This window comes from Aureispira sp. CCB-E (assembly GCF_031326345.1).
In the GTDB taxonomy this organism is placed as follows: Bacteria; Bacteroidota; Bacteroidia; order Chitinophagales; family Saprospiraceae; genus Aureispira.
The window spans coordinates 2,410,875-2,431,478 of record NZ_CP133671.1; the positions used below are offsets into that span (position 1 = coordinate 2,410,875).

A 20,604-nucleotide genomic window follows, 5' to 3' on the forward strand; every position below is an offset into this window, starting at 1 on the left:
AAGACATGGCACATCAACCCGAACAAATCTTAGAAGACAATCTCGTTGCCCAATTGAATGGGATAGGCTATGAAATTGCCCCCATTCGCAACGAAGCCGATTTATTGAGCAATTTAAAAAAGCAATTAGAACGCTTCAATAAAGTTCAATTGTCTGAAACAGAGTTTAAGCGAGTCTTGAACCATCTAAACAAAGGCAATACCTTTAAACGAGCAAAGATTTTAAGGGATCGAGTGACCATTGATCGAGACAATGGCGAAAAGTTGTATTTGGGTTTTATAGATGCTTATGATTGGAGCAAAAATGGGTTTCAAGTCACCCAGCAAGTAAGCATAGAAGGGAAATATAAAAACCGCTATGATGTAACTTTGTTGGTGAATGGCTTGCCTTTGGTACAAATAGAATTGAAGCGTAGAGGCTTAGAAATGAAGGAAGCCTTTAATCAAATCAATCGTTATCAACGCCATTCTTATGGTGCTTCTGAGGGCTTGTTTTTGTACGTGCAGATTTTTGTTATTAGCAATGGAATCAATACAAAATACCTCGCGAACAATAAAAGACAGAGCTTTAAGCAGACCTTTTATTGGACGGATACGAATAATAAAAGAATCCATCGTTTGGAAGATTTTGCAGCTGCTTTTTTGAAGCCAGCGCATTTGTCGAAGATGCTCACCCAATACATTGTCTTAAATGAAGGGCTTAAGATATTGATGGTTTTACGACCCTATCAATATTATGCGACAGAGGCAATTCTAAAGCAAGTCAAAGAGACGAATAAAAACGGCTATATTTGGCATACCACAGGATCGGGCAAGACCTTGACTTCTTTTAAAGCCAGTCAGATTTTGACCGCTTTGCCACAGGTGCACAAAGTTGTCTTTGTCGTGGATCGGAAGGATTTGGATTATCAAACGATGAAAGAGTTCAACTCGTTTTCAAAAGGAAGTGTGGATGGTACGGACAACACCAAAAAACTAGTCGAGCAATTGACCGACGATACAAAGTTGATCGTTACCACCATACAAAAACTAAACAATACGATTGAAAAAAAGCGGTATTTGAGCCAAATGGAAAGGCTGCAAGATAAGCGCATGATTTTTATTTTTGATGAATGTCATCGCAGCCAATTTGGGCAAACGCATTTAAGAATAAAAAGCTTTTTTAAAAACAGCCAATTGTTTGGTTTTACAGGAACGCCTATTTTTGCTAAGAATGCCATTAAGAACGAATTGGGCAAGCGCACGACCTCAGAGCTTTTTGAGGAGTGTTTGCATAAATATGTGATTACAGATGCTATAAAAGATGAGAATGTTTTAAAATTCAGCATTGAGTATGTTGGCAAATATCGAGAGAAGGAAGGCTCTAAAAATGAAATAGATATAGAGGTAGAGGAAATTGATACGAAAGAACTCCTGGACTCGCCTCAGCGTTTGGAAAAGATTGTGGATTATATTATTGCCAATCACGACCGAAAAACACATAAAAGACAATTTACAGCCATGTTTTGTGTTGCTAGTATTGATACTTTAATTCAATATTATGACTTGTTTAAGGCAAAAAAAGAAGCAGGTAAACATGATTTGACAATAGCAACTATTTTTAGTTATGGAGCGAATGAAAAAGATGGAGATGCCGATGGATTTTATACGTATGGTGAAGTTGCAGAAGAAAAAAATGCTTACAAAACGGCACATAGTAGGGAAAAACTTGATGCGTTTATCGTAGATTATAATCAAGAATTTGGAACGCCTTATAGTACAAAAGATAGTAAGCTTTTTTATAATTATTACAAAGACATTTCCTTACGAGTTAAGAATAAAGAAATAGACCTTTTATTGGTGGTCAATATGTTTTTAACAGGTTTTGACAGTCCAAGGCTGAATACCTTGTTTGTTGATAAGAATTTAAAATATCACGGCTTAATACAGGCATATTCTCGCACAAATAGAATTGTAGGAGATAAGAAGTCACAGGGTAATATTGTTGTTTTTAGGAATCTCAAGAAAGCAACGGATGACGCAATTGCCTTATTTTCGGATAAGAATGCAAAAGATATTATTATCATGCAGCCTTACGAGAACTATGTGGAGAAATTCAACGCTGCTCTGGAGCATCTCAAGGATATTGTCCCAACCATTGATTCTGTTCACGACTTGCCCAGTGAGGACGAAGAATTGGAATTTGTGAAAGCTTTTCGGGAGTTGATGCGTGTCAAAAATACGATGAGCACGTTGGCAGATTTTAGTTTTGAGGACTTGGATATGACAGAGCAGGAGTTTGAAGATTATAAAACGCAATATTTAGATATTTATCAAAAGTCCAAACGACAAAAGGAAAAGGTGTCTATTTTGGATGATGTTGATTTTGAATTGGAGCTGATCCATCGAGATGAGGTTAATGTGGCGTATATTCTTCGTTTATTGGCAGAGTTGAGCAGAAGCCGAGAGAAGGACAAGAAGAAGAAACAACAGGCTATTATGGACTTGTTGACGGGAGAAATTCAGCTTCGTAGCAAAAAGGAATTGATTGAAAAATTTATCTTGAAGAATTTGCCCAATATTAGTGATACGAACGATATACCAACAGCTTTTGAGGAGTTTTGGGATATAGAGCGCCGCCAAGCCTTTGCCGAGTTATGCGAAACGGAACACCTCCATCCTAATAAATTACAAGCTCTGATTGATAATTATTTGTTTACACATCGTGTTCCTTTGGTGGATGCGGTGGTAAAAACAATGGAGGTGCGCCCTAAATTGCTGCAGAGGCGAACAGTTGGAGAGCGTGTTTTGGAGCGTGTTTTGGAGTTTGTGGAGCGGTTTTTTCGTGGGATTTAGAAATTGCCATTCACTGTGTCCGAATTCTTTTATCTAAATAAAAAAAATCTAAGCACCTGATAGTTAGGTGTTTAGATTTTTGTTTTGTGGAGAGTATCGGAACCCCTAGAAATATTAAAGACTGTAAGTTGTTGAAAAATAGTGCATTATGCGCTTCCTGTGCGCTTCTCTATATACTCCCTTTTTATATAATATAGGGGGGTATAAGGGTTTTCTGTGTTTAAGGGTTTAAGTCATTGAAAAATAGTTCTTTGTGGTTTTAATTTTCTTGAAAATTTGCTGTGATTATTTTTTGAAAAAATCTTAAAAGGTTGATTTTTAGGGATTTAGTTTTTTGTTGATTGCATTAAACCTTCTTTTGAGCAATTCAATTGAATTACTTTGATACTGCCACGGTTGATGGTCTTATTTGTTTTTGAGCAAATGTATAATTTCGTCTTTAGAGCGAATAATTTCATCCTTAGAGCGAATAACTTCGTCTTTGGCTGCTATCTGCTTATCCTTCTCTTTTAGTTGCTGTATGAGGCTTTCTACGCTTTTAACATTATGATAAGTATTATCTTTGTTAGATTTTATATTAATTTTCTCGTTTTTGTTATCATCGCCGATTTGTAAAAATCCAACATCCCCCGATATATTTTTAGTGTCTGTAATGGGCGGATTTATAAACATTTCACCTACTCCAAGTAATAGCCAGTTTATATTGATATTCAATTTTTCGGCTAGAGGAACTAGTACTTTTGAACTTGGTTGATTTGTTCCTCCTGTTATTTTGGTTATTGTATTTCTTGATACATTTAGTTCCCTAGCTAGAGTAGTTTCTGTTTTTTTTAAAAAAAATAACATATACTTAAATCTTTCATTCATAAGGTTTTATATCTGTCTGCTTGTAATAAAAGTATCCTATAGGGTATTTTTGTTATCACAAAAGTTTGCAAATGAGTATTTTTATGCTTAGATTTGGGTTGTCGAATATTAAAATTCATTACTCAAAAATAAAAATTAGAGATAAAGATATAAAAAAGCTGTGTATTACTATCTATTGGGGAATAGAAGTTTGTACGGTTTAGGCGACTTGATGGAAAGTAGAATATTTGGGGAAATGTTCAGAAGGGTTCGATCCCCTTCCGCCTAGCAAATCAATTTATTTACAAATGTTGCGTAAGACTGCCATAAAAGGCGGTTAGGCGTAGCCATGCCTAAAAAGATGTGTATGTCATTGAAAGACTTTTTTAAAGCGGTTAAAAATGGATTTTACAAAGGTGCTGTTCAAAAAGCTAGAGCAGCGATTGAGAAAAAAGGAGCAGGAAACAAAACGGATTTAGTCTGTTTTGTGGGAAATCCTCCCAATGTTTCTTTTATACAGATTGACAAAAAATAATATAATTAAAAACTATTATAAAGATGCCAAACAAACACAAGCAAACATTTCGCCAATTTTGCGAAAAAGGACTAAGTACAGAACAATTTAACAGTTTATACGAATTGCCAAACTGGACAAAGTATAGCATTACGTTAGCATTGAACAGACCGCAAATAATGCCTTTTGAGTTGTTGCTCGACATAGCAAAAGAAATTCATGCCGCCCCCCTTGATTTAGCAATTAACTACGAATGCAGCATCGACCGAATGACTGCTAGACAGTACTTTAGTTTATTGGATTAGATACCACTTCCTCATCATAAAAAATACACAAAAACATGAAAGTAACCTTATTAAATGGTTTGTATAAAATACAGAAAGGACATTTTGAATTAGAAGATATTTTTAAAGAAATACAAAAGGGTGTATATGGTCAACCCGTGTTTGATTGTCGAACGGCTTTGAGTTTAAGAGGAAAGAAGGCATACACGAATGAAAAACTAAACTTGCCTTGTTTTACTCCTTCTGGACGATTTGGTCAAGCGTGGACAACGGATAAAAAGACCAAAGAAAAGCGCCCTATACCGCCAACCAAAAGGCATCTAATAGAATACAATGGAATTGTTGTTTTAGATTACGATGATTTAGAAATATTTACCTTACTAGCGTTGATCGACAAGGTGAAAAACTGCAAATTTACGTTTGCTTGTTTTTACTCCCCTTCGGGAAATGGTTATAAGGTTTTGGTAAGGACAACAAATAAAGACCCACAACAGCACGCCAACGCTTTTAAAGCTGTTAGATCGTATTTCTTTGAATTGACAGGAGTAGAAGATGACAAGTCAAGCTCTAACTTTAATAGGTTGTGTTTTGTCTCTGTTGATAGTACCTTGTTATTTAATGAAGATAGTACACTTTTTGAGTTTCAACCGACATTATTTGAAAAGCCTAAAAAAGAAGCTCCAACGCCTTCTATTCCTGTTAATAATGTAGATTATGATTGCATAACAAAAGCGATTAATAAGATAGAAAAAAATGGCTTTTCTTTTGTGAATGGTCAAAGGCATGAGTATAGAAAACAATTTGCTATAGAGTGTGTCAAATATGGAGTGACAAAAGAAGAATGTCTGTATTTTGTAGAGAATAACTTGGTAACGGTTGACACGAATTTAAAACAGGCTGAAAGTGTTGTACATTGGGCGTTTGAGAATATAAAGGAGGTCGGTATTTATGCGACATGGGCAGAGGATAATGGCAAAACAGAAGCTATAAAACCTAAAGATAAAAAGGAGGATTATGTCCCCGAATTATACCAAGCAAGCAAAGCCGAGGAATTTAAAATATCTATTCCCGAATTGAGCGCAGACGAAATACTAGAACTTGATAGCAAAATACAAGATTCTATTGCTTATCAAAGAATAGTAGAACAAACGCTCGATAAGTTTTTTGATTTCAGAATCAATATATTAAAGAAACGAGAAGAGTATCGTTTAAAGGAGTGGAAAGAGTTTAAAGAAATGGATAAACTAGAATATAATTCTATTTCTAGGGCTTTAAAATTGCATGGTGTCAAGTGTACTCCTGCTGTATTGGAAAGCGTTATTTTAAGCCATTTTTCAAAGCAAGTACACCCTTTGAAAGAAAAGTTTGAAGGTTGGGGCAACCACTTAGGAGAAGATAAGACAGATTACATTGCACAAGTAGCTAAGTTGGTGAAAACAGATGCGCCCAAAGATTTATTTTTGAATGTGTTTAAAAAATGGATAGTTGCTTCTGTTGCCAATGTATTTGTTGAAGGACATTGCACCAATCATCATTGTATTATTTTATGTGGTGATCAAGGCACCAATAAAACTACTTTTTTTACCTCTCTGTTTAGTCCCGAGTATGTTTTTACAGGGCATATTGATCTAAAAAATAAAGATAGTATGATCCTGCTAACAGATACTTTTTTAGTGGTGTTAGATGAACAATTTAGTGTCTTGAATAAAGAGGCAGAATGGGAAGCCCTAAAAAGTGCGGTTACAATGCCTAGAATTAAGGCACGTTGGCATTATGCCAAGTCCTCGAAATTAGCTCCTAGAATAGCGAATTTTTGCGGTACAGCGAACCGAATAGAGATACTACAAGACGACACAGGAAATAGGCGTTTTGTTCCTTTTCAATTGACCGAGCCAATAAATATAAATGAGCTTAAAAAGATAGACATTCGTAAGATGTGGGCGCAAGCTTATAAGCTGTTTAAGGAGAATTGGTTCTACCTCCCTACCGTTAAAGAAAAAAATCAAATAGACAAGTATCAGCAAGGGTTTAAGAAGTTGGCAAACGAACACTATTTAATTATGGATATGTTCGAGCCATACACAAAGAAAGATAGCGATTTAGAGTTATTGTCCAGTACTGAAATTTGGAAGCAGCTAGAGAAAGATTATAACCTTAGTAAAGATGTTACGGTTTCAAAAATTGGGCGTGCAATGCACTTTTTAGGCTTTCAGCAAAAGACCGTAACAAGAGAAAGCGACAAGAGGCGTGCTCGTTATTGGCAGCTTAAAAGACGATAAGAAAGAAGACTTAAAACAACTTAAACATAGTATTATGATTGATAATAAAAGAGCAGTAGCTCTTCTAATAAAAGGACATGAAAAAAGAAGATATTTTAATTCATTTGGTAAGAAAAATAGATTGTGTACTGCTTGGAGTTTAGCAGGTGCAAAGCTCTTTTTGTCAAAAGAGAGAAAAGAATATCAAGCTGTTGTAAAAAAGTTAGATGCAAAGAATGTAAAATATAAAGTTGTTGAAATTTCAACAATTAATGATACAGATTCTTCTACAGATGATCTCCTATTTATAAGACGAATTAAATAGGGGCTGTATAGCAGCAACTATACCTCCCCCGACAACTTTTAAAACGATAAAAATATGACAACTTTTTCAAAAAATCCACATTCAGAGAAGAGAAAGAAACTAAATGTTCAAATCTTCAATTTCAGATTAGACAAAACCTTAGAGGAAAAATTTAAGCACAAACGATTCTCCGAGCGTTTCGCAATGGCAAATGCGGCATTTATAGGCATGAGTATCATTGCTCAATTTGCCAGCCTTACCACAGCATTTACGATGCTATCTTATTTATTTGTTGGTATCAATTTAATTGCTCGTGTTGCTTGTGCCGCTGCCTTGGTATTGATGATAGAAGCCATCAAACGAGAATCAACCAACGATGTAATGAAAGGCGCATTCCAGTACAAAGAAATAGAAAAATTTCCTGCCCTACTCGCTGTGATCACAGTATGTGCGAGTATTTACATTTCAGTTGAAGGTGCAAAAATTTTGCCTTCCTTTTTTATTGCGGATGCTGTAGAAACTAGCGCCATTTTAAAAAGTTCGGATGCTATTAATTCAGATTTTGCAGCACGGATCGCTGACAAGGAAGCCGAGCGCAACCAGTACCGAAAAAATAGACTTTGGCAAGGTCGTCTATCCAGTAAAGATTCCAAAGTAATCAAAGAATACAATGAGGATATTAAAGCTCTGCAAGGGCAAAAAGATGAAGCGTTAAGGGCATTAAATGAAGCCAACCAAAGGACAAAAGCAGCGGTTAGTGCCACTTATCAAACAGAAGTTGAACGGGTAACAAAAGAACGTCAAGAACTAGGCAAACAATTGGTCATTACTGCCGTAACTTTTGAAGTTCTCTTTTTACTCTCCCTGTGTTTTTCGTGGTGGTACCATACCGAATGCCGCAAGGAAAAAGAAAAAGGAGGAACTACAGAAGTTTCAACGCAATCAGTTGAAAAAGAGCAAAAAGGAACTACAGAAGTTCACAGGGGTACTACAGAAGTACACCCCGAAACTACAGAAGTTACAGGCAGTCCAAGACAGCAAAAGAAGCCTAGTTTTATTGACTATGAGGAAGTGAACGAAACTACAGAAGTTACAGAGAAAACTATTGAAGTAGAGAAGGTAAAAAAGGAGTTTACAAGGATTTGTCCTGCTTGTGCAACGCCTTTTGTTCATAATTCAGCGAATCATAAATATTGTTCTAGGTCGTGTATGGTAAAAGCACGTAAGAAGCGATTGAAAGAAGATAAGTAATCCACCGCACAAGCCACTTTAATTGGTGGCTTGTATTTCAAAAACAGAAAACATGAACTTAATATATAAAGAGAAATTTAATAAAAAAGACAACCATTTTGTATTAAAAATTTGGGCTTCAATACTAGCAATGAATAATCATTCATTTTGTAGTTTATACAATCAATATTACAATGGATATAGACTAAAAACAGGGGTAGAGTGGGGCGATTATAATAAAAGTGTCAAACCGAAAATACACACGATAAGAGCAGATAAAAAAGATCGTTGGAAGGTTGGAACTAAGATTCATTTTGTTATCAATCCTTACGACACCAAACGCTTTCAATTTGCACCTATTCTAAAAGTTACAGCAATTCAAACCATACAAATCAGAAATATTTTTAATGATGCCAACGGTGTATCAATAGATGGGCGAGAGTTAAGCAAAGAAGAAATTCAAGAATTGGCATTTAATGATGGTTTCGACACGGTTAAGGATTTTTGGGACTATTTTAAATGGAAAGATTTTGAAGGAAAAATAATTCATTGGACACAGGGTTCTAATTATTAATATCTCTACTATGAAACAAAAGCACTCCAAAAAACGGGGTGCTTTTTTTGTTTTAGGAGGAAAAGTGTCGAATTACGCCACAAAATGAAGGGGGGAGGTCTACGAAACCTTTTTTTTATTATAGGTGTGACATAGTTTTGTAGACATACATTATTAACCTACTAAACTTTAAAATCAATGCATCACTTTTTAAAATTTCTTAAAATCGTTGTTGGACTGCCTTTTTTTGCCGTGGTGGGCTTGTTGGGCTTTTTAGTCTTCCTTTTTATGAATCTGTTTTTTGCCGATAAAAACAAAGTTCAAAAAGCAGATATAAAAGAAGACTTAAACAGAAGAAAAGGACTTTATAAGTATAGACAAGAACACAAAGTCTCTGTTGATGGGAAATTTTTCACAGTAGAAGAGATTGAAAAAAACGCACCTCCTTCTTTAGCTTGGGACGACTTAGAGCCAAGTTGTAGCCCTCCAACAGATCAGAAGCAGCGCTGCAAAGAAAAAGCGATCACCAAACGCAGAAAGCGCAAAAAATTGGCAAAAAAGAGCCGCCAACAAAACCGCAAATAATTATTAAAAACTAATCTAATAACCTATTAAAATTATTTATCGTGAGCAACCAAAATTTAAAACTAAGCAAAGGTTCAAAAATTGCCATTTTAGGCAAGAATTACAAAGTTACTAGGACTACAACTCTAAATGTGAGTAAGTGCCGAGAAACGCTCCAAGAGGGCGTTGTGCAAGGCAATCACCAAAGCGATCCACAGCCCGACCGTACCAAGCGGATTGCTTGTGCGAAAATTGAAGCAAAAATAAAAGCACTGGAAGAGGAGGAGTACAACGCTTTATTTGACATTGAAGAGGATGATCCCTTGTTTTTGTCGGATCGTTCAGAAGGCTTTGAAAAAGTAACGATTTCTGAACAGTTGGGAAGGATACAAGCGATTAATTATTTAAAAGAAATTCTAAAAGAATTACAAACGATTTAAAAGAAAAATAAAAGCCATTTTCAAAGAGTTTTCAAAATAGTTTCAAAAGCTTTTCAAAAGAAAATAAAAACGTTTTCAAAAACAAATAAATGCGTTTAAACGCTAAAAAAGCACTTTTCAAGGTTTTTTCAATTTTTCTTCAAAAGAGTTTTCAAAACGTTTTCAAAAGGATTTTCAAAAATTAAAAAACAACCTAAAATACATGAGCGAAAAAGAGGACGACAATCTAGAAAAAGAACCACTACAGGAGGAAATAGGCGATTTTATCGAGGAAGAAAAAACTGACTTTGATAATTTTATGGATGGTTTAGAGGAGGAGTACTCCGAAGAGGAAGAAACCGACTTTGACCAATTGATGAACGATTGGGAAGACGAGGACGAGGAAGGGGCAGAGGACTTGGATTTGGACGATATAGAAGAACAGGAGGGCGACCCGTTGGCAGATTACCAAGGCGAGCCAAACAGCGACGAGGAAGCACCGCCACCTACTGAAAAAATAGAGCAAGTAAAAGAACGCATTAGCAGCGAAAAGAACCGTAAGAATTTAGAACGCTTGGGCGCAAAGTTTTTAGATAAAGCGGATTTATTCAAAGCGAATCTTTGCAGCAAAATAAGCGGCGAGCATTTTGGCGAGTATGTGGCAGACGAGGAAATGAAAGATATTCTAATCGAATGTATCAAAGAATATTTAGCCACAAAAGAAGTGACCGAGCTGTCGCCATTTGGAGCCTTAATGGCAGCTTTGGCAATGTGGACGTTGCCACCTTTGGGAGTTGCGCTCTTAGATAGATTCCAGTTGCAAAAAGAGGAGAAAAAGAAAAAGACTTCAAAAAACTTCAACCAACCCAACACAGAGACCGACACCATCACAGAAACGGAAGACGAGGAAGCAGGAGAGGCGCAAAGCGATTACACGCATTTAAAGGAGTATCAAGAGCAGCGCAAAGTATTTGAGACCAATGCGGCAGGAAAATACAACCGAACCCCCAAAGGCACTTATTTAAAGGTTGATTTGGCAGACGAACTACCAAGCCCCGAAGTGCAGGAGCTAATCGACCAAGGGAAAAAGGATAGAGAAATAAGAAAAATATTAGGCTATGGATAACAAACCGTTTTTCCTTGCCTATTTCGGACGACAGCACAGCGGCAAAACCTACGATCTACAAAAGTTCGTTGCCAATTGTAACCGACAAACTATTTTTGTGTACAACTCTGGACGAGATGAAGATTGGCAAGGCTATGAAGAAATAGAACTTTGGAGCGATAAAAAAGAAGAAGTTTTATATTTCACGTACAAGGGCAAAGATTATGAATTTGCCACGCATTATATGAAAAAGTTTAGAGGCAAGAAGGTAAAAGCAATGGAAGCGGACGAGGTACTGACAGAAACCCTTTTGTACAAACAGTTAAAAATGAAAGGTCGTTATAGTGGTTTGTTCTTCATCATTGACGATGCGACTAATATTTTGACCTCACGATTGACCAAAGCACAAAAGGCTTGTTTCTATCGAGCGAAACACATCAACGTTTGGATATGCTTGATTTTTCACGATCCGAATATGTTTCCCAATGGAGCTTGGAATGCCTTAACAATGGCTAAATTTTTCAAAAATAATGTTGCACCACCGAAACAAAAAAGTGATAAAATACCGCACTTTCTACAATTACAACAAGCTTATTATAAGCTCAAAAAAGCACCTGATTATAGCTATTGTACTTTAGTAATGAATACAGGGAAATTGACCTATACACCTTACAAGAAACCAAGAAAGAAAACCAATTCAAAAACTACTAAAAAAACAACTTAAACCATGTCCATTTTTGATAAATTAGACCCAAAAGCACAATTTAAGAAACTATTTTTTAAGCGATTGCCACAGATTAGAGAAGACCTAAGCATGATGCTAGATTCTTTGTTCTTAGAAACGGCAGACAAACACCAATGTAATCCTTTTGAAACGTCTTTAGTCTTGCTAAGAATGCAAAATCATGCAGTTGGCAAATTCTTTGACCACCACAAAAAAGAGGTTGGAGCGTTTGATGCAGGCGCCTTGATTCAAGAATTGTTTAAAAAGCAATTGGAGACCATGCCCGAAATTGTAAAAGGCTATGTATTGGATGAATTAGGGACAGAAGATACAACAAAAATGATCTTGAAAGCTTTGAAAAATAGACGCCTACTAATTCACTATGGAGAAGGCGACGAATTTGTATTTGTTGAAGTCACCAAAAAGGGCAATAAAGTGATTGATTTAGACGAATTTTTTAATACATTTGAATTTTAACCATTAATCTATAAATTATGAGCGTCAAAGGACAAACTTTGACCGTTCAAACTCCCATTCCTCAAAAGCATTTAAGCAGATTCCGCAACAAAACAGGCATTTACCTCATACGCCGAAACGAAACCGTTCTTTTTGTCGGATCATCTAAAAACATTTATAAGGCAGTGATGCGCCACTTTCAAAAAGGTGGTGCATTGAGCGAATTAAACCGAAATAAACTCACTTTTGAAATAATAGAAAGCAATCTATTATTTCGGAATATAGAAACGGTCTTAAAACGCTATTATCTGCCAAAATTCAACAAAAGAATTAAGCCCAAGGGGAAACCTTCTCGATACGAAAGAAGTCACTACAAACGTATTTTAGAAGCCTATCTAAATCAAACAAGATTTGAAGTTCAAGCCGAACACAAAACAGACTTAAACAACTCTTAAACACCATGAACAGACTAATTCCAGTCCTAGGAAATGGACACGGCGGCATGATTGGCGGCGTGTACCAAACCAAGGGCAAACGCTACACTTTTAAGGATGGTACCACCATCTACGAGGGGGAATACAACCGAGCGATTAAAGCTCGTGTGATCGAGCAGCTGACCGCAAAGGGCATTCCTTTTTATGACTTGGTACCTGAACAGCAAGATATTAGAATGGGTACCCGAATTTCAAGGGCAGATTACTTATACAAAAAGAACCAAAAGAGGACTTTTTTAATTGATCTACATTCTAATGCAGGCGGTGGTCATGGTTGCGAGACTTGGATCGCTAGACAATCCAGTTCTAAAACGAAAGCCTTAGCAAGATGGACAGAAGCTTTATTTAAAAAGCATTTTCCCGAAAGCAAATTTCGAGGGATTAAGCGCAAGAATTGGGATATACTCGCCAAGACAGATAACCCTGCTATTATCTTGGAGCTGTTCTTTATGGACAATTACGAGGAATGCAAAAAGTATCTGCTATCAAGCGAAGGAAGAGACAGAGCTGCCGCCTATGTGGTGGATATTATCGAAAACTTTATTAAATACCATTCTTAACCATGACGAGTCAAAACAAAAATAGATTGTTGTATATTTTGCTTATTGCAAACCTTGCGCTTAGTACTTTTTATTTGCTCTCGGATATAATAAACGTTCGTTTTTCAACAGAACCAACAGCACCGCCTCAAGAAAGAATTATATCTATCGACACGACAGCACCACCGCCTATTATTATACAGATGCCAAGGCAGCCCACCCCAAAGCCTATTATTGTTTATGTAGACAGCACAGGACGCAGCGTTCCAACCGCTAAAATTGACACTTCTAAGCATGAAAAGGCGAACTTATACAGGGATAGTATAGAGGACGAGAATTTGACGCTTTATTATGAATCGACGGTCAAAGGATCGCTTTTGAATAATGCCTTGGATTATAAGTTAAAAATACCCAAATTGATTACTAAGAAAATAGAGGTTTTAAAGCCTGTTCCAACGCCCGTTAATACCTTGATGCTAACGGGTGGTGTTGGGGGCAATGTGAACCAATTTTCAAGCGTTCGGCTTGGTTTGCAGTTTGTAAGTGCGAAGGGTTGGGCGGTTGGTTATGATTATGATGTTTTACAAAATGTGCATTCTGTAAATGTTGGGGTTCGGTTATTTGGATTTGGAGCTAAAGGGAAATGATTTTAGTTTCATATTTTGCTATTTAACGATTAGTGTATAGAACATAGCATATTTAGAAATACTAATTTTCGGATTAATATAGAGCCGAATTTTTATGTTTTGTTTTTAATTTTTCTTTTCTAAATTAAGTTTGTTGGTTTTTGTAAATATACACTGACCTATCAGTTTAGTATTTATTAGCTATGTTTTATACACCGTGTTGTCCAGTCTTGCTTTATTCTCGTTTATTTTTTTCTTTCAATAATTCTAGAATTGGAGCGTTTTCTATATTATGTGGAATAATTGGGTCGTCATCTTCTGTTATAACAATTCTTTCTGGTTCATCAATTCCAATTTCCCAAGCATTAATAAATTTCAATTTAGTTTTAAGTATTCCTAATTCAGGGAATGGTTTTATGTTAAAATCTTTATCAATATGTGCAGGAATTAATAGGTATTTATTAAGATGGTTGTAACCGTTAATAAGATTATCTAAATTGTTACTGTTAGTAGGTTCCATTCTATGAAATCGAGATGATAAAGAAACAAAACTACCATCTTTGATTTCATTTTTTTTTATATTCTTACTCACTAAAACTTTATACCAATATGGTTTATCTTTTCTAATACCTTTAATTATTGATATAGAAATAATTTCCTCTTTATCAATTTTCCCATATTCTTTTATCCAATTTTTAAATATTTTTTTTCCTGCCTCTTCATCTTCAAAAGTCAGCATAATTCCAAATGGGTTTGGTTGTGGCAATGCCACAACCAAACCAAAAGCTTTCCATTTAGCTTTGTCCCATAGATAAGTGTCAATTATTGTTTCTGCTCTCATGTTTTTATGAGTTGCAGAATTAAAATCTGGTTTTCCTTTATCTGTAACATCCTTTTTCAAATCAGATATGGATATTTCGATAGGGTTTGAAGTTCTTTGTAAAGGAAAGTTTTTATTGTTTTCTTTTATCCAGTTTTTAAGAAAGAATTTAGGTTCTGAAGTTAAAATGTTTATCAAGAATTTTTCATGCTCAATTATTAAAGCTAATCTTTCATGAACTTCGTCATTTTTGTACAAGTTTTCAAAAAAAGCTTTATAATCTTTGAACAAATAGTTTCTCCCAATAATTAGAGATATCAATTCGTTCATTAATTTAGATATATCTTCTGGTTTACAGATATAATCTTGTTTAATAAATAAATCAAACAAGTTTTTACTCTCATGTCTTATCTCGAAGAACTTATTTAATTTATCATATTTAATATTTAGTATGATTTTTTCAGATAATGGAAATGCGTCCTCAAAAGCGGTTGCTAAAAATGATTCCAAATAAGCAAAAATGGTTTCTCCTAAAATTAAAAGATGTATGTCATCTTTTGAATTGATAATAAATTTTATTCCTAGGATTCTAGTATAAGAGGTTATCTCATTTTTATTTAAAAAATTAGATTCAAAAGCCATTTGATTTACAAATGGTTGGTTTGCTAATTTATTATAGAACTCTTTGAAGTTTTCTTTTGTATATGAAGGACTTTTAGTTTCATTAACCTCTATTGAATCTTCATGTCCTAATAAATATAAAACGGAATCAGCGCTTAGCCAAAGTCCATTTTTTGCCAAAATATCTGATAAATCCGATAATTCTTTGAAATTTTCAAAACTAGTATTTAATAATCTTGTAGAAAGACAACCATCTATGAGGTTTTCAATAGGCATCTCGTCATTTTCTGAATTTAATTCTGATTCGAAATAATATTTTATGACATTAAATAATTCATACCAAGTTAGTAATATAGGGATACGTCCGAGTATAACCTCATTCTTTAAAATTTGTTCAATACTTTTATAGAGTCTTAGATTAATTATACCTGTAGTAAAGAATTCGTTTATGTAAAGGTTAATAGCAGAAATTATACAATTGTTAGCAGCCCAATACAAGCCTAGATTCGAATATGCTTCGCTTAATAGCATTAAGCAAAAATAAAATTCGTTTTGTGTTTCTTCTTTCGCTAGTTTTCTTACTGCTTTTCCAAAGAAGATTAAACTTTCTTTATTTAAATTGTTCTTTAATTTAGTACTTCCTCTGTTCAAATAAATTTTACCAGAAGATAATTCTGAAACTCTGGTAGATTCCAATTCTGCAATTACAAGAATCAAATCATCATAGTCTTCATTGTCAGGAAGAATTTTATCATAAACATTAATAAGCTCTTTTAGTTGCTCAAAAGGTATATCTAAATGTTTTTCACTTAATCTAAAGTATTCTTTAAGTTTTATTAACTCATCAGAAACTGAAACTCCATTTTCTATTTTTCGTCTCAACTGGAAAAATGATAGATGAAATTTAGCAAGGAGAGAAGTAGATATTTTTTCTTTGTTATTAGCACACTTAGTAATGAATGTTAAAAAATCGTTCTCTTCTTTTTCGATGTCAATAACAAGTATATCTCTTACATATTCAATACGCGATATAGTTTTAAGAATATTTGAAAGATTCAAATAAAACTCTATGTTGTTTAAATTTGGGTGATTTTGAACTAATTCTTTTACAATTAAAAATTCTTCATAAAAGGATTTATAGTCGTCGTACCAATTGATTAATGTCCAAGCAAGTTGATAATGAATTCTTATTTTTTGCTGTACATTACTTAATTTATTTACGAATCTCTTCGCTCTTTCAAATTTACCTATGACTTCTGTCTTTGGCAATTCTAGCATTCTAGATAAAATGGCACTTTCTAAACAATCCTCTACTAATTGAAAGTCAACTTCGAAAGTTCTATCTGAGCTATTTATTGTTTTTTCAATTTTAGATAATTTCTCTGTCCTCTTTAGATCGTTTGCTCCTAATTTTTTTTCTTCTCGATGTAAAGACGATAGGTTTAAACTGTCGATTACTTCATTTAAAAGATGATTACTATAAACTTTTTCAATTATCCATTCAGCATCAAGAATGATTAGTTCAATTCCGTGTATTTCATTAATCAGGTCTTGAGTTTCTTTTTTATCCTTGCTCCTAATTTTTTGATTTGAAAAAAAATATGTTTTTGTGTAACCTCTTTTTGTTTCAACAATTTTTTTTACATCTGATTTAACTTTTGGTTTCCAATCTTTTTTAGCACTTATAGCAAATGCCCAATTCTCATTTTTGTTCCATTTGTTTTCACTGATAAACCATCTATCAGAAATATAGTTAGAAACGGGATATGTTTCTGAATCTGTTTTTCCATCTCCTCCGCCTGTTGGACCGACTTGTGGTATTAAATTCGGAGTGATTAATTTTTCAGCTAATCTGCGACAAAGGTTTTCAAAACTATCATGTTTTTGGTTCGTAGAAATTTGACTTATTTCGAAAGCCAATTGTTCTTTAGTTAATAGAACTTTGGATTCTATTTTGGAATCTGAAAAAAATTCAGGTCTTATATTTCTATAAAATTGAGAAGGAGTTGGGAATTTTTCTTTTTCGTTCATATTTTACACGGCGAGTGAGTTGCACGCCGCACAACTCGTTTGTATATACAATATTAATAATACCTAAATATATATAATTCTCAACAAAACTCCCCCAAACACCCGTAATTAAAAAAACTCCCCCTTTGCAACCCCCTCAAAACAAACATATACGCCACTATTGGAGTGGCAGTACCAAGGCGGCGTAATTGCCCGAAATACGCCACAAAACGCCCTAAAATAGGCATAAAAACTCGCTTTTGTGGTGTTTTTTGCCTCATCTTTGTAACAACATAAAAAGTTTTGATTAAAAAAAATTAACAACCAAAAATAAACCCTAAAAACCCTCTACGATGAAAAACTAAACCCTATTTTTTATGCTAATTCCAAACGAAATTGTGTTTGAGATCAAACTAGATTATTTATCCATTGCTTTGGTCGGCGTAACCGTCCTTTTGTTGATGGTAATAAAGAAAAAATTCCTATAGAATGAAAGCATTACAAAAGCCCTTCAATTGGCTACTCACCTTTTTTAACGTTGGTGTTTACAACCTTAGCGACCAAATCGACAGCCTAGTACAAGACCTCTTGTTAAATGGCTTGAAAAATCAAGCGGAGGCAATTATCACGCTTTCTCAGAGCATCGCCCACCAACAAGGCATTATCATCCTATTAGATACCTTTAAATGCCTATTCATGCTAATTTCTTTGGTGTTTTTCTTTGTGACCAACCAAGCAATTATTAAACAGTCTTTTCAATGGTTTCAAAGCAAGTTGAAGCAATTGTACTCTTTTTTAAAACAACAATTAAAAACTAAATCTTAATGATGAAGAAAACCGAAGTAATCCGAATTTACACCCCGATCACGGCTGAGTTATGTGTGGCCACTCCAAACGCCATGATTAACGGCAAAAAGTCGTATATACCCATGCCTGCGGATGCTCCATTGGAATGGGAATTAATCAGCGAAGTAGAGGCAGAAGGAGGCATTGTTGATGCCAATTATTCTTTAATTTCTAGCCAAAAAGGACACAGCGAAGAGGGGCAAATTGAGCTAACGGTATTGATGCCGAATGTGGCAGAAAACCCAGCCAAAACAGACCTTTTGTTGGGAGTAAATGCTGATAGCTTGCCTATTTTTGGAGTAGACACCACACCCCACAACAAACTAGAAGTTAGTGGCACGTTTGGAGCCGACACCTTGAACATTATTGCCGATTTGGCAAAACGTGGCACCGCTCTGCGTATCAATGGGATTCACGTAGATGCAGACGACGACAAGCATTTTACAGGTCGAGTGGTTGAGCGTCAATTTGCACACGATGGAACAAGTACTGGAGACAATAACCATGTTTATCCAAAGTCAGATTCTAAAGACCAACAAACAACCATTAGAACCCTAACAGGCGTCAATGCCTATTTAGATGGTTTTTCCTTCTTAAAAATGCCTATTTACAAAGGTGTTGCGGTTAATATGACCATTGAGACGACTTACATTAAATAAGCCCCAAAACTAAACCCTAATTATAACTAAAGCCAATTGCCAAAGTGTTGGTGATTGGCTTTTTTTAATCCATAAAATACAAAACCCAATTCTATGGCATTAGCACAAACGGGCGTTGTTGGCGATATACAAACAGGCGACATAGGGATCGACCTATTAAGCGGCGGGATCGGCAACCACGGACTAAGCGGCAAAGATTTGGCAAATATATTTGGAGCGCAAGCTCAAGCCGAAGTCATCCAAGACGCTAGAGATCGAGCAGAACGCAAACAACGGACTAAAATTTTTATTATTAGTAGTTCAGTAGTTGCAGCGATCGTCCTAATCATACTCCTCTATTCTTTTACCTCAAAAACCAAATAACTCATGAGTTTAGGCACTTTATCAGAAAAAAGAAATACGGCGACTATCAGCACAACAGCCACCACGACAAGCAGCCCTCCCAAGGCAGAGAAACCTGCCTTAAAGCTTGTAGAAGAAACGCCCAAGCCCAAAGAACCCACTTTAGTGGCAAATCCTACCCCAACACCAACAGCCCCACCAACAACGCCTCCAATACAAGATAAAAAATGTGTGTATTGTGGGCTTGAAAAAGGGATAAGCCTAGCCTTTAAAGGAAGTGTTGTTTTGGTCTTGTTGGCACTTTGTTTTAACCTTATCAAAACCGCTAAATAATGAGTACAGGACTAAATAAAATCAAATTTGAATTTGATAAACCCGACTTTCAAGGGCAGTTTGGCGGCAAAACAGGCACCTTGAGTGAAAAGCGAACAGAAGCCGCTCAAAGCACCAAAGGAAACGACACGGCAGAGATCATTGAAGCAAGTGCAGGCGGTTTGGATAGCATCACCAATTTTGTGTCCTTGTTTACAGGAAAAACGCCAACGACCGAAACGAACTACACGCCACCACCACCACCCGAAAAAAAAGTGAATCCTTATGTTTGGATCGGTGGAGGTGTAGCGGTGGTTTTATTCATCATCCTTTTAATCTCTTCAAAAAATGGACAAAGCCAATAACCTAAAATTACCCTTGTTGATCCTTGCCATTGTCTTGATTTTAGGTGGTGGTGGTTTTGCTATTTGGATGGTGACCAAAAAAGAAGAAGACAAGGTACCCGAGCAGCGAAAAGGAGGAGCCGCTCCTCCCGTGCAAGGTCGAACGGATGCCACGAGTTTGTATACAGAAGCAGAGCTGCAACACAGTGGATTAGTCAACAAGGACAGCCCCGACAAGACGCCCGAATATTCAGCGGTATTGATGACCTCACCCGATGGTTTGCGCTTGATACGGGATCGAATGGAAAAGATACAATTGAATAAAAAAGACGCTGATTTTGTCCGAGCCAAGCATAAGGTGGGACGAACTTTAGTAGGGAACAGGGCATTTAGTACGGCCGCCAATAAAGCGATTGATAAAATGTTTGGTTTGGTGGATGGTGCCACAGGTGGTCAATACTTGACTTATCCCGTTTACGGAAAGTTTGAACCCGATGCCGCCCCCCTAAGAGCAGATATTGAAAACTTTTTATCCAAAGATGGTCAAGGCTACAACTTAACAAGTGTAAGGCATGGCGGGAATGCGTGGTGGTTTGGTTCGGTGGGATTAAATCTAATGTATGGAAACAAAAGTTCTCACCTGCACAGCGCCGACCAAATATGGTGGTACAAAGCCGATCGAGCGGGCTTAGACTTCTTTAAGTTGGTGAATGGTCATAATGTGGATGATCGTCGGATGGTAGACGAGAAGCGTAATGGAAAAGGTGTTTTTGCCGCTTGGGGAATGTACAATTTAGTGAAAGAGTGGAAAGCGCAAATGGACTTTTTCGACAAAGTGACCCGACTGGAAGCAATAGCAGCCCTAGAACGAGAGGGATTAATAAGACGCCTTTAAACCTT

Annotated in this window: 23 protein-coding genes; 21 read left to right on the top strand and 2 right to left on the bottom strand. The window is 35.8% G+C overall.

Annotated features, from left to right (window positions below; translation table 11 throughout):
• Positions 1–5 precede the first annotated feature (5 nt).
• Positions 6–2,834 carry a type I restriction endonuclease subunit R gene (locus tag QP953_RS09170; RefSeq protein WP_309554741.1) on the top strand — a complete coding sequence of 943 codons (2,829 nt, stop codon included), beginning with the start codon at positions 6–8 and terminating at the stop codon, positions 2,832–2,834.
• A 405-nt stretch (positions 2,835–3,239) separates the two neighbouring features.
• Here QP953_RS09170 and QP953_RS09175 read toward each other — a convergent pair whose 3' ends face one another.
• On the bottom strand, positions 3,240–3,701 hold the full coding sequence (locus QP953_RS09175; protein ID WP_309554742.1) for a helix-turn-helix transcriptional regulator: 462 nt from the start codon (positions 3,699–3,701) through the stop codon (positions 3,240–3,242).
• A 346-nt stretch (positions 3,702–4,047) separates the two neighbouring features.
• Here QP953_RS09175 and QP953_RS09180 point away from each other — a divergent pair, with 346 nt between their 5' ends.
• The 14 genes from QP953_RS09180 to QP953_RS09245 all read left to right on the top strand — a co-directional run bounded on the left by QP953_RS09180 (position 4,048) and on the right by QP953_RS09245 (position 13,771).
• Entirely contained in the window at positions 4,048–4,215 is a 168-nt protein-coding gene (locus QP953_RS09180; protein WP_309554743.1) for a hypothetical protein, read from the top strand.
• A 23-nt stretch (positions 4,216–4,238) separates the two neighbouring features.
• Complete coding sequence (locus QP953_RS09185) at positions 4,239–4,499, top strand: hypothetical protein (RefSeq protein WP_309554744.1); 261 nt, start codon at positions 4,239–4,241, stop codon at positions 4,497–4,499.
• A gap of 35 nt (positions 4,500–4,534) precedes the next feature.
• Positions 4,535–6,757 carry a VapE domain-containing protein gene (locus QP953_RS09190; protein ID WP_309554745.1) on the top strand — a complete coding sequence of 741 codons (2,223 nt, stop codon included), beginning with the start codon at positions 4,535–4,537 and terminating at the stop codon, positions 6,755–6,757.
• Between the two features lie 34 nt (positions 6,758–6,791).
• Entirely contained in the window at positions 6,792–7,061 is a 270-nt protein-coding gene (locus QP953_RS09195; protein WP_309554746.1) for a hypothetical protein, read from the top strand.
• Between the two features lie 54 nt (positions 7,062–7,115).
• Complete coding sequence (locus QP953_RS09200; protein ID WP_309554747.1) at positions 7,116–8,291, top strand: hypothetical protein; 1,176 nt, start codon at positions 7,116–7,118, stop codon at positions 8,289–8,291.
• Positions 8,292–8,343: 52 nt separating this feature from the next.
• Complete coding sequence (locus tag QP953_RS09205; protein WP_309554748.1) at positions 8,344–8,844, top strand: hypothetical protein; 501 nt, start codon at positions 8,344–8,346, stop codon at positions 8,842–8,844.
• Positions 8,845–9,021: 177 nt separating this feature from the next.
• The gene (locus QP953_RS09210; RefSeq protein ID WP_309554749.1) at positions 9,022–9,408 is read left to right on the top strand and encodes a hypothetical protein; all 387 of its coding nucleotides are present in this window, start codon (positions 9,022–9,024) and stop codon (positions 9,406–9,408) included.
• 41 nt (positions 9,409–9,449) lie between these two features.
• Complete coding sequence (locus tag QP953_RS09215) at positions 9,450–9,827, top strand: hypothetical protein (protein WP_309554750.1); 378 nt, start codon at positions 9,450–9,452, stop codon at positions 9,825–9,827.
• A 202-nt stretch (positions 9,828–10,029) separates the two neighbouring features.
• Positions 10,030–10,932 carry a hypothetical protein gene (locus tag QP953_RS09220; protein WP_309554752.1) on the top strand — a complete coding sequence of 301 codons (903 nt, stop codon included), beginning with the start codon at positions 10,030–10,032 and terminating at the stop codon, positions 10,930–10,932.
• Complete coding sequence (locus QP953_RS09225; RefSeq protein WP_309554753.1) at positions 10,925–11,635, top strand: hypothetical protein; 711 nt, start codon at positions 10,925–10,927, stop codon at positions 11,633–11,635. Before QP953_RS09220 ends, QP953_RS09225 begins: the two co-directional genes overlap by 8 nt.
• Positions 11,636–11,638: 3 nt before the next feature.
• The gene (locus tag QP953_RS09230) at positions 11,639–12,112 is read left to right on the top strand and encodes a hypothetical protein (RefSeq protein ID WP_309554755.1); all 474 of its coding nucleotides are present in this window, start codon (positions 11,639–11,641) and stop codon (positions 12,110–12,112) included.
• Between the two features lie 17 nt (positions 12,113–12,129).
• Positions 12,130–12,546, top strand: coding sequence for a hypothetical protein (locus QP953_RS09235; protein WP_309554757.1), 417 nt, complete (start codon positions 12,130–12,132; stop codon positions 12,544–12,546).
• A gap of 5 nt (positions 12,547–12,551) precedes the next feature.
• A complete protein-coding gene (locus QP953_RS09240; RefSeq protein WP_309554758.1) occupies positions 12,552–13,145 on the top strand; it encodes an N-acetylmuramoyl-L-alanine amidase in 594 nt (197 codons plus the stop codon).
• Between the two features lie 2 nt (positions 13,146–13,147).
• Positions 13,148–13,771, top strand: a complete 624-nt coding sequence (locus tag QP953_RS09245) for a hypothetical protein (RefSeq protein WP_309554759.1) — start codon at positions 13,148–13,150, stop codon at positions 13,769–13,771.
• 214 nt (positions 13,772–13,985) lie between these two features.
• Here QP953_RS09245 and QP953_RS09250 read toward each other — a convergent pair whose 3' ends face one another.
• Positions 13,986–17,222, bottom strand: a complete 3,237-nt coding sequence (locus QP953_RS09250; protein ID WP_309554761.1) for a hypothetical protein — start codon at positions 17,220–17,222, stop codon at positions 13,986–13,988.
• A 468-nt stretch (positions 17,223–17,690) separates the two neighbouring features.
• Between QP953_RS09250 and QP953_RS09255 the strand changes: the two genes are divergently transcribed.
• From QP953_RS09255 to QP953_RS09280, 6 genes are all read left to right on the top strand, one after another.
• Entirely contained in the window at positions 17,691–18,026 is a 336-nt protein-coding gene (locus QP953_RS09255) for a hypothetical protein (RefSeq protein WP_052596261.1), read from the top strand.
• Positions 18,026–18,706: a hypothetical protein gene (locus tag QP953_RS09260; RefSeq protein WP_309554762.1), complete on the top strand. Its 681-nt coding sequence runs from the start codon at positions 18,026–18,028 to the stop codon at positions 18,704–18,706. Before QP953_RS09255 ends, QP953_RS09260 begins: the two co-directional genes overlap by 1 nt.
• 93 nt (positions 18,707–18,799) lie before the next feature.
• A complete protein-coding gene (locus QP953_RS09265; RefSeq protein WP_309551863.1) occupies positions 18,800–19,069 on the top strand; it encodes a hypothetical protein in 270 nt (89 codons plus the stop codon).
• A 3-nt stretch (positions 19,070–19,072) separates the two neighbouring features.
• Positions 19,073–19,381 carry a hypothetical protein gene (locus tag QP953_RS09270; protein WP_309554763.1) on the top strand — a complete coding sequence of 103 codons (309 nt, stop codon included), beginning with the start codon at positions 19,073–19,075 and terminating at the stop codon, positions 19,379–19,381.
• Positions 19,381–19,725 carry a hypothetical protein gene (locus QP953_RS09275; protein ID WP_052596270.1) on the top strand — a complete coding sequence of 115 codons (345 nt, stop codon included), beginning with the start codon at positions 19,381–19,383 and terminating at the stop codon, positions 19,723–19,725. The genes QP953_RS09270 and QP953_RS09275 overlap by 1 nt, the downstream gene beginning before the upstream one ends.
• The gene (locus QP953_RS09280) at positions 19,709–20,599 is read left to right on the top strand and encodes a hypothetical protein (protein WP_309554764.1); all 891 of its coding nucleotides are present in this window, start codon (positions 19,709–19,711) and stop codon (positions 20,597–20,599) included. The genes QP953_RS09275 and QP953_RS09280 overlap by 17 nt, the downstream gene beginning before the upstream one ends.
• Positions 20,600–20,604: the final 5 nt, after the last annotated feature.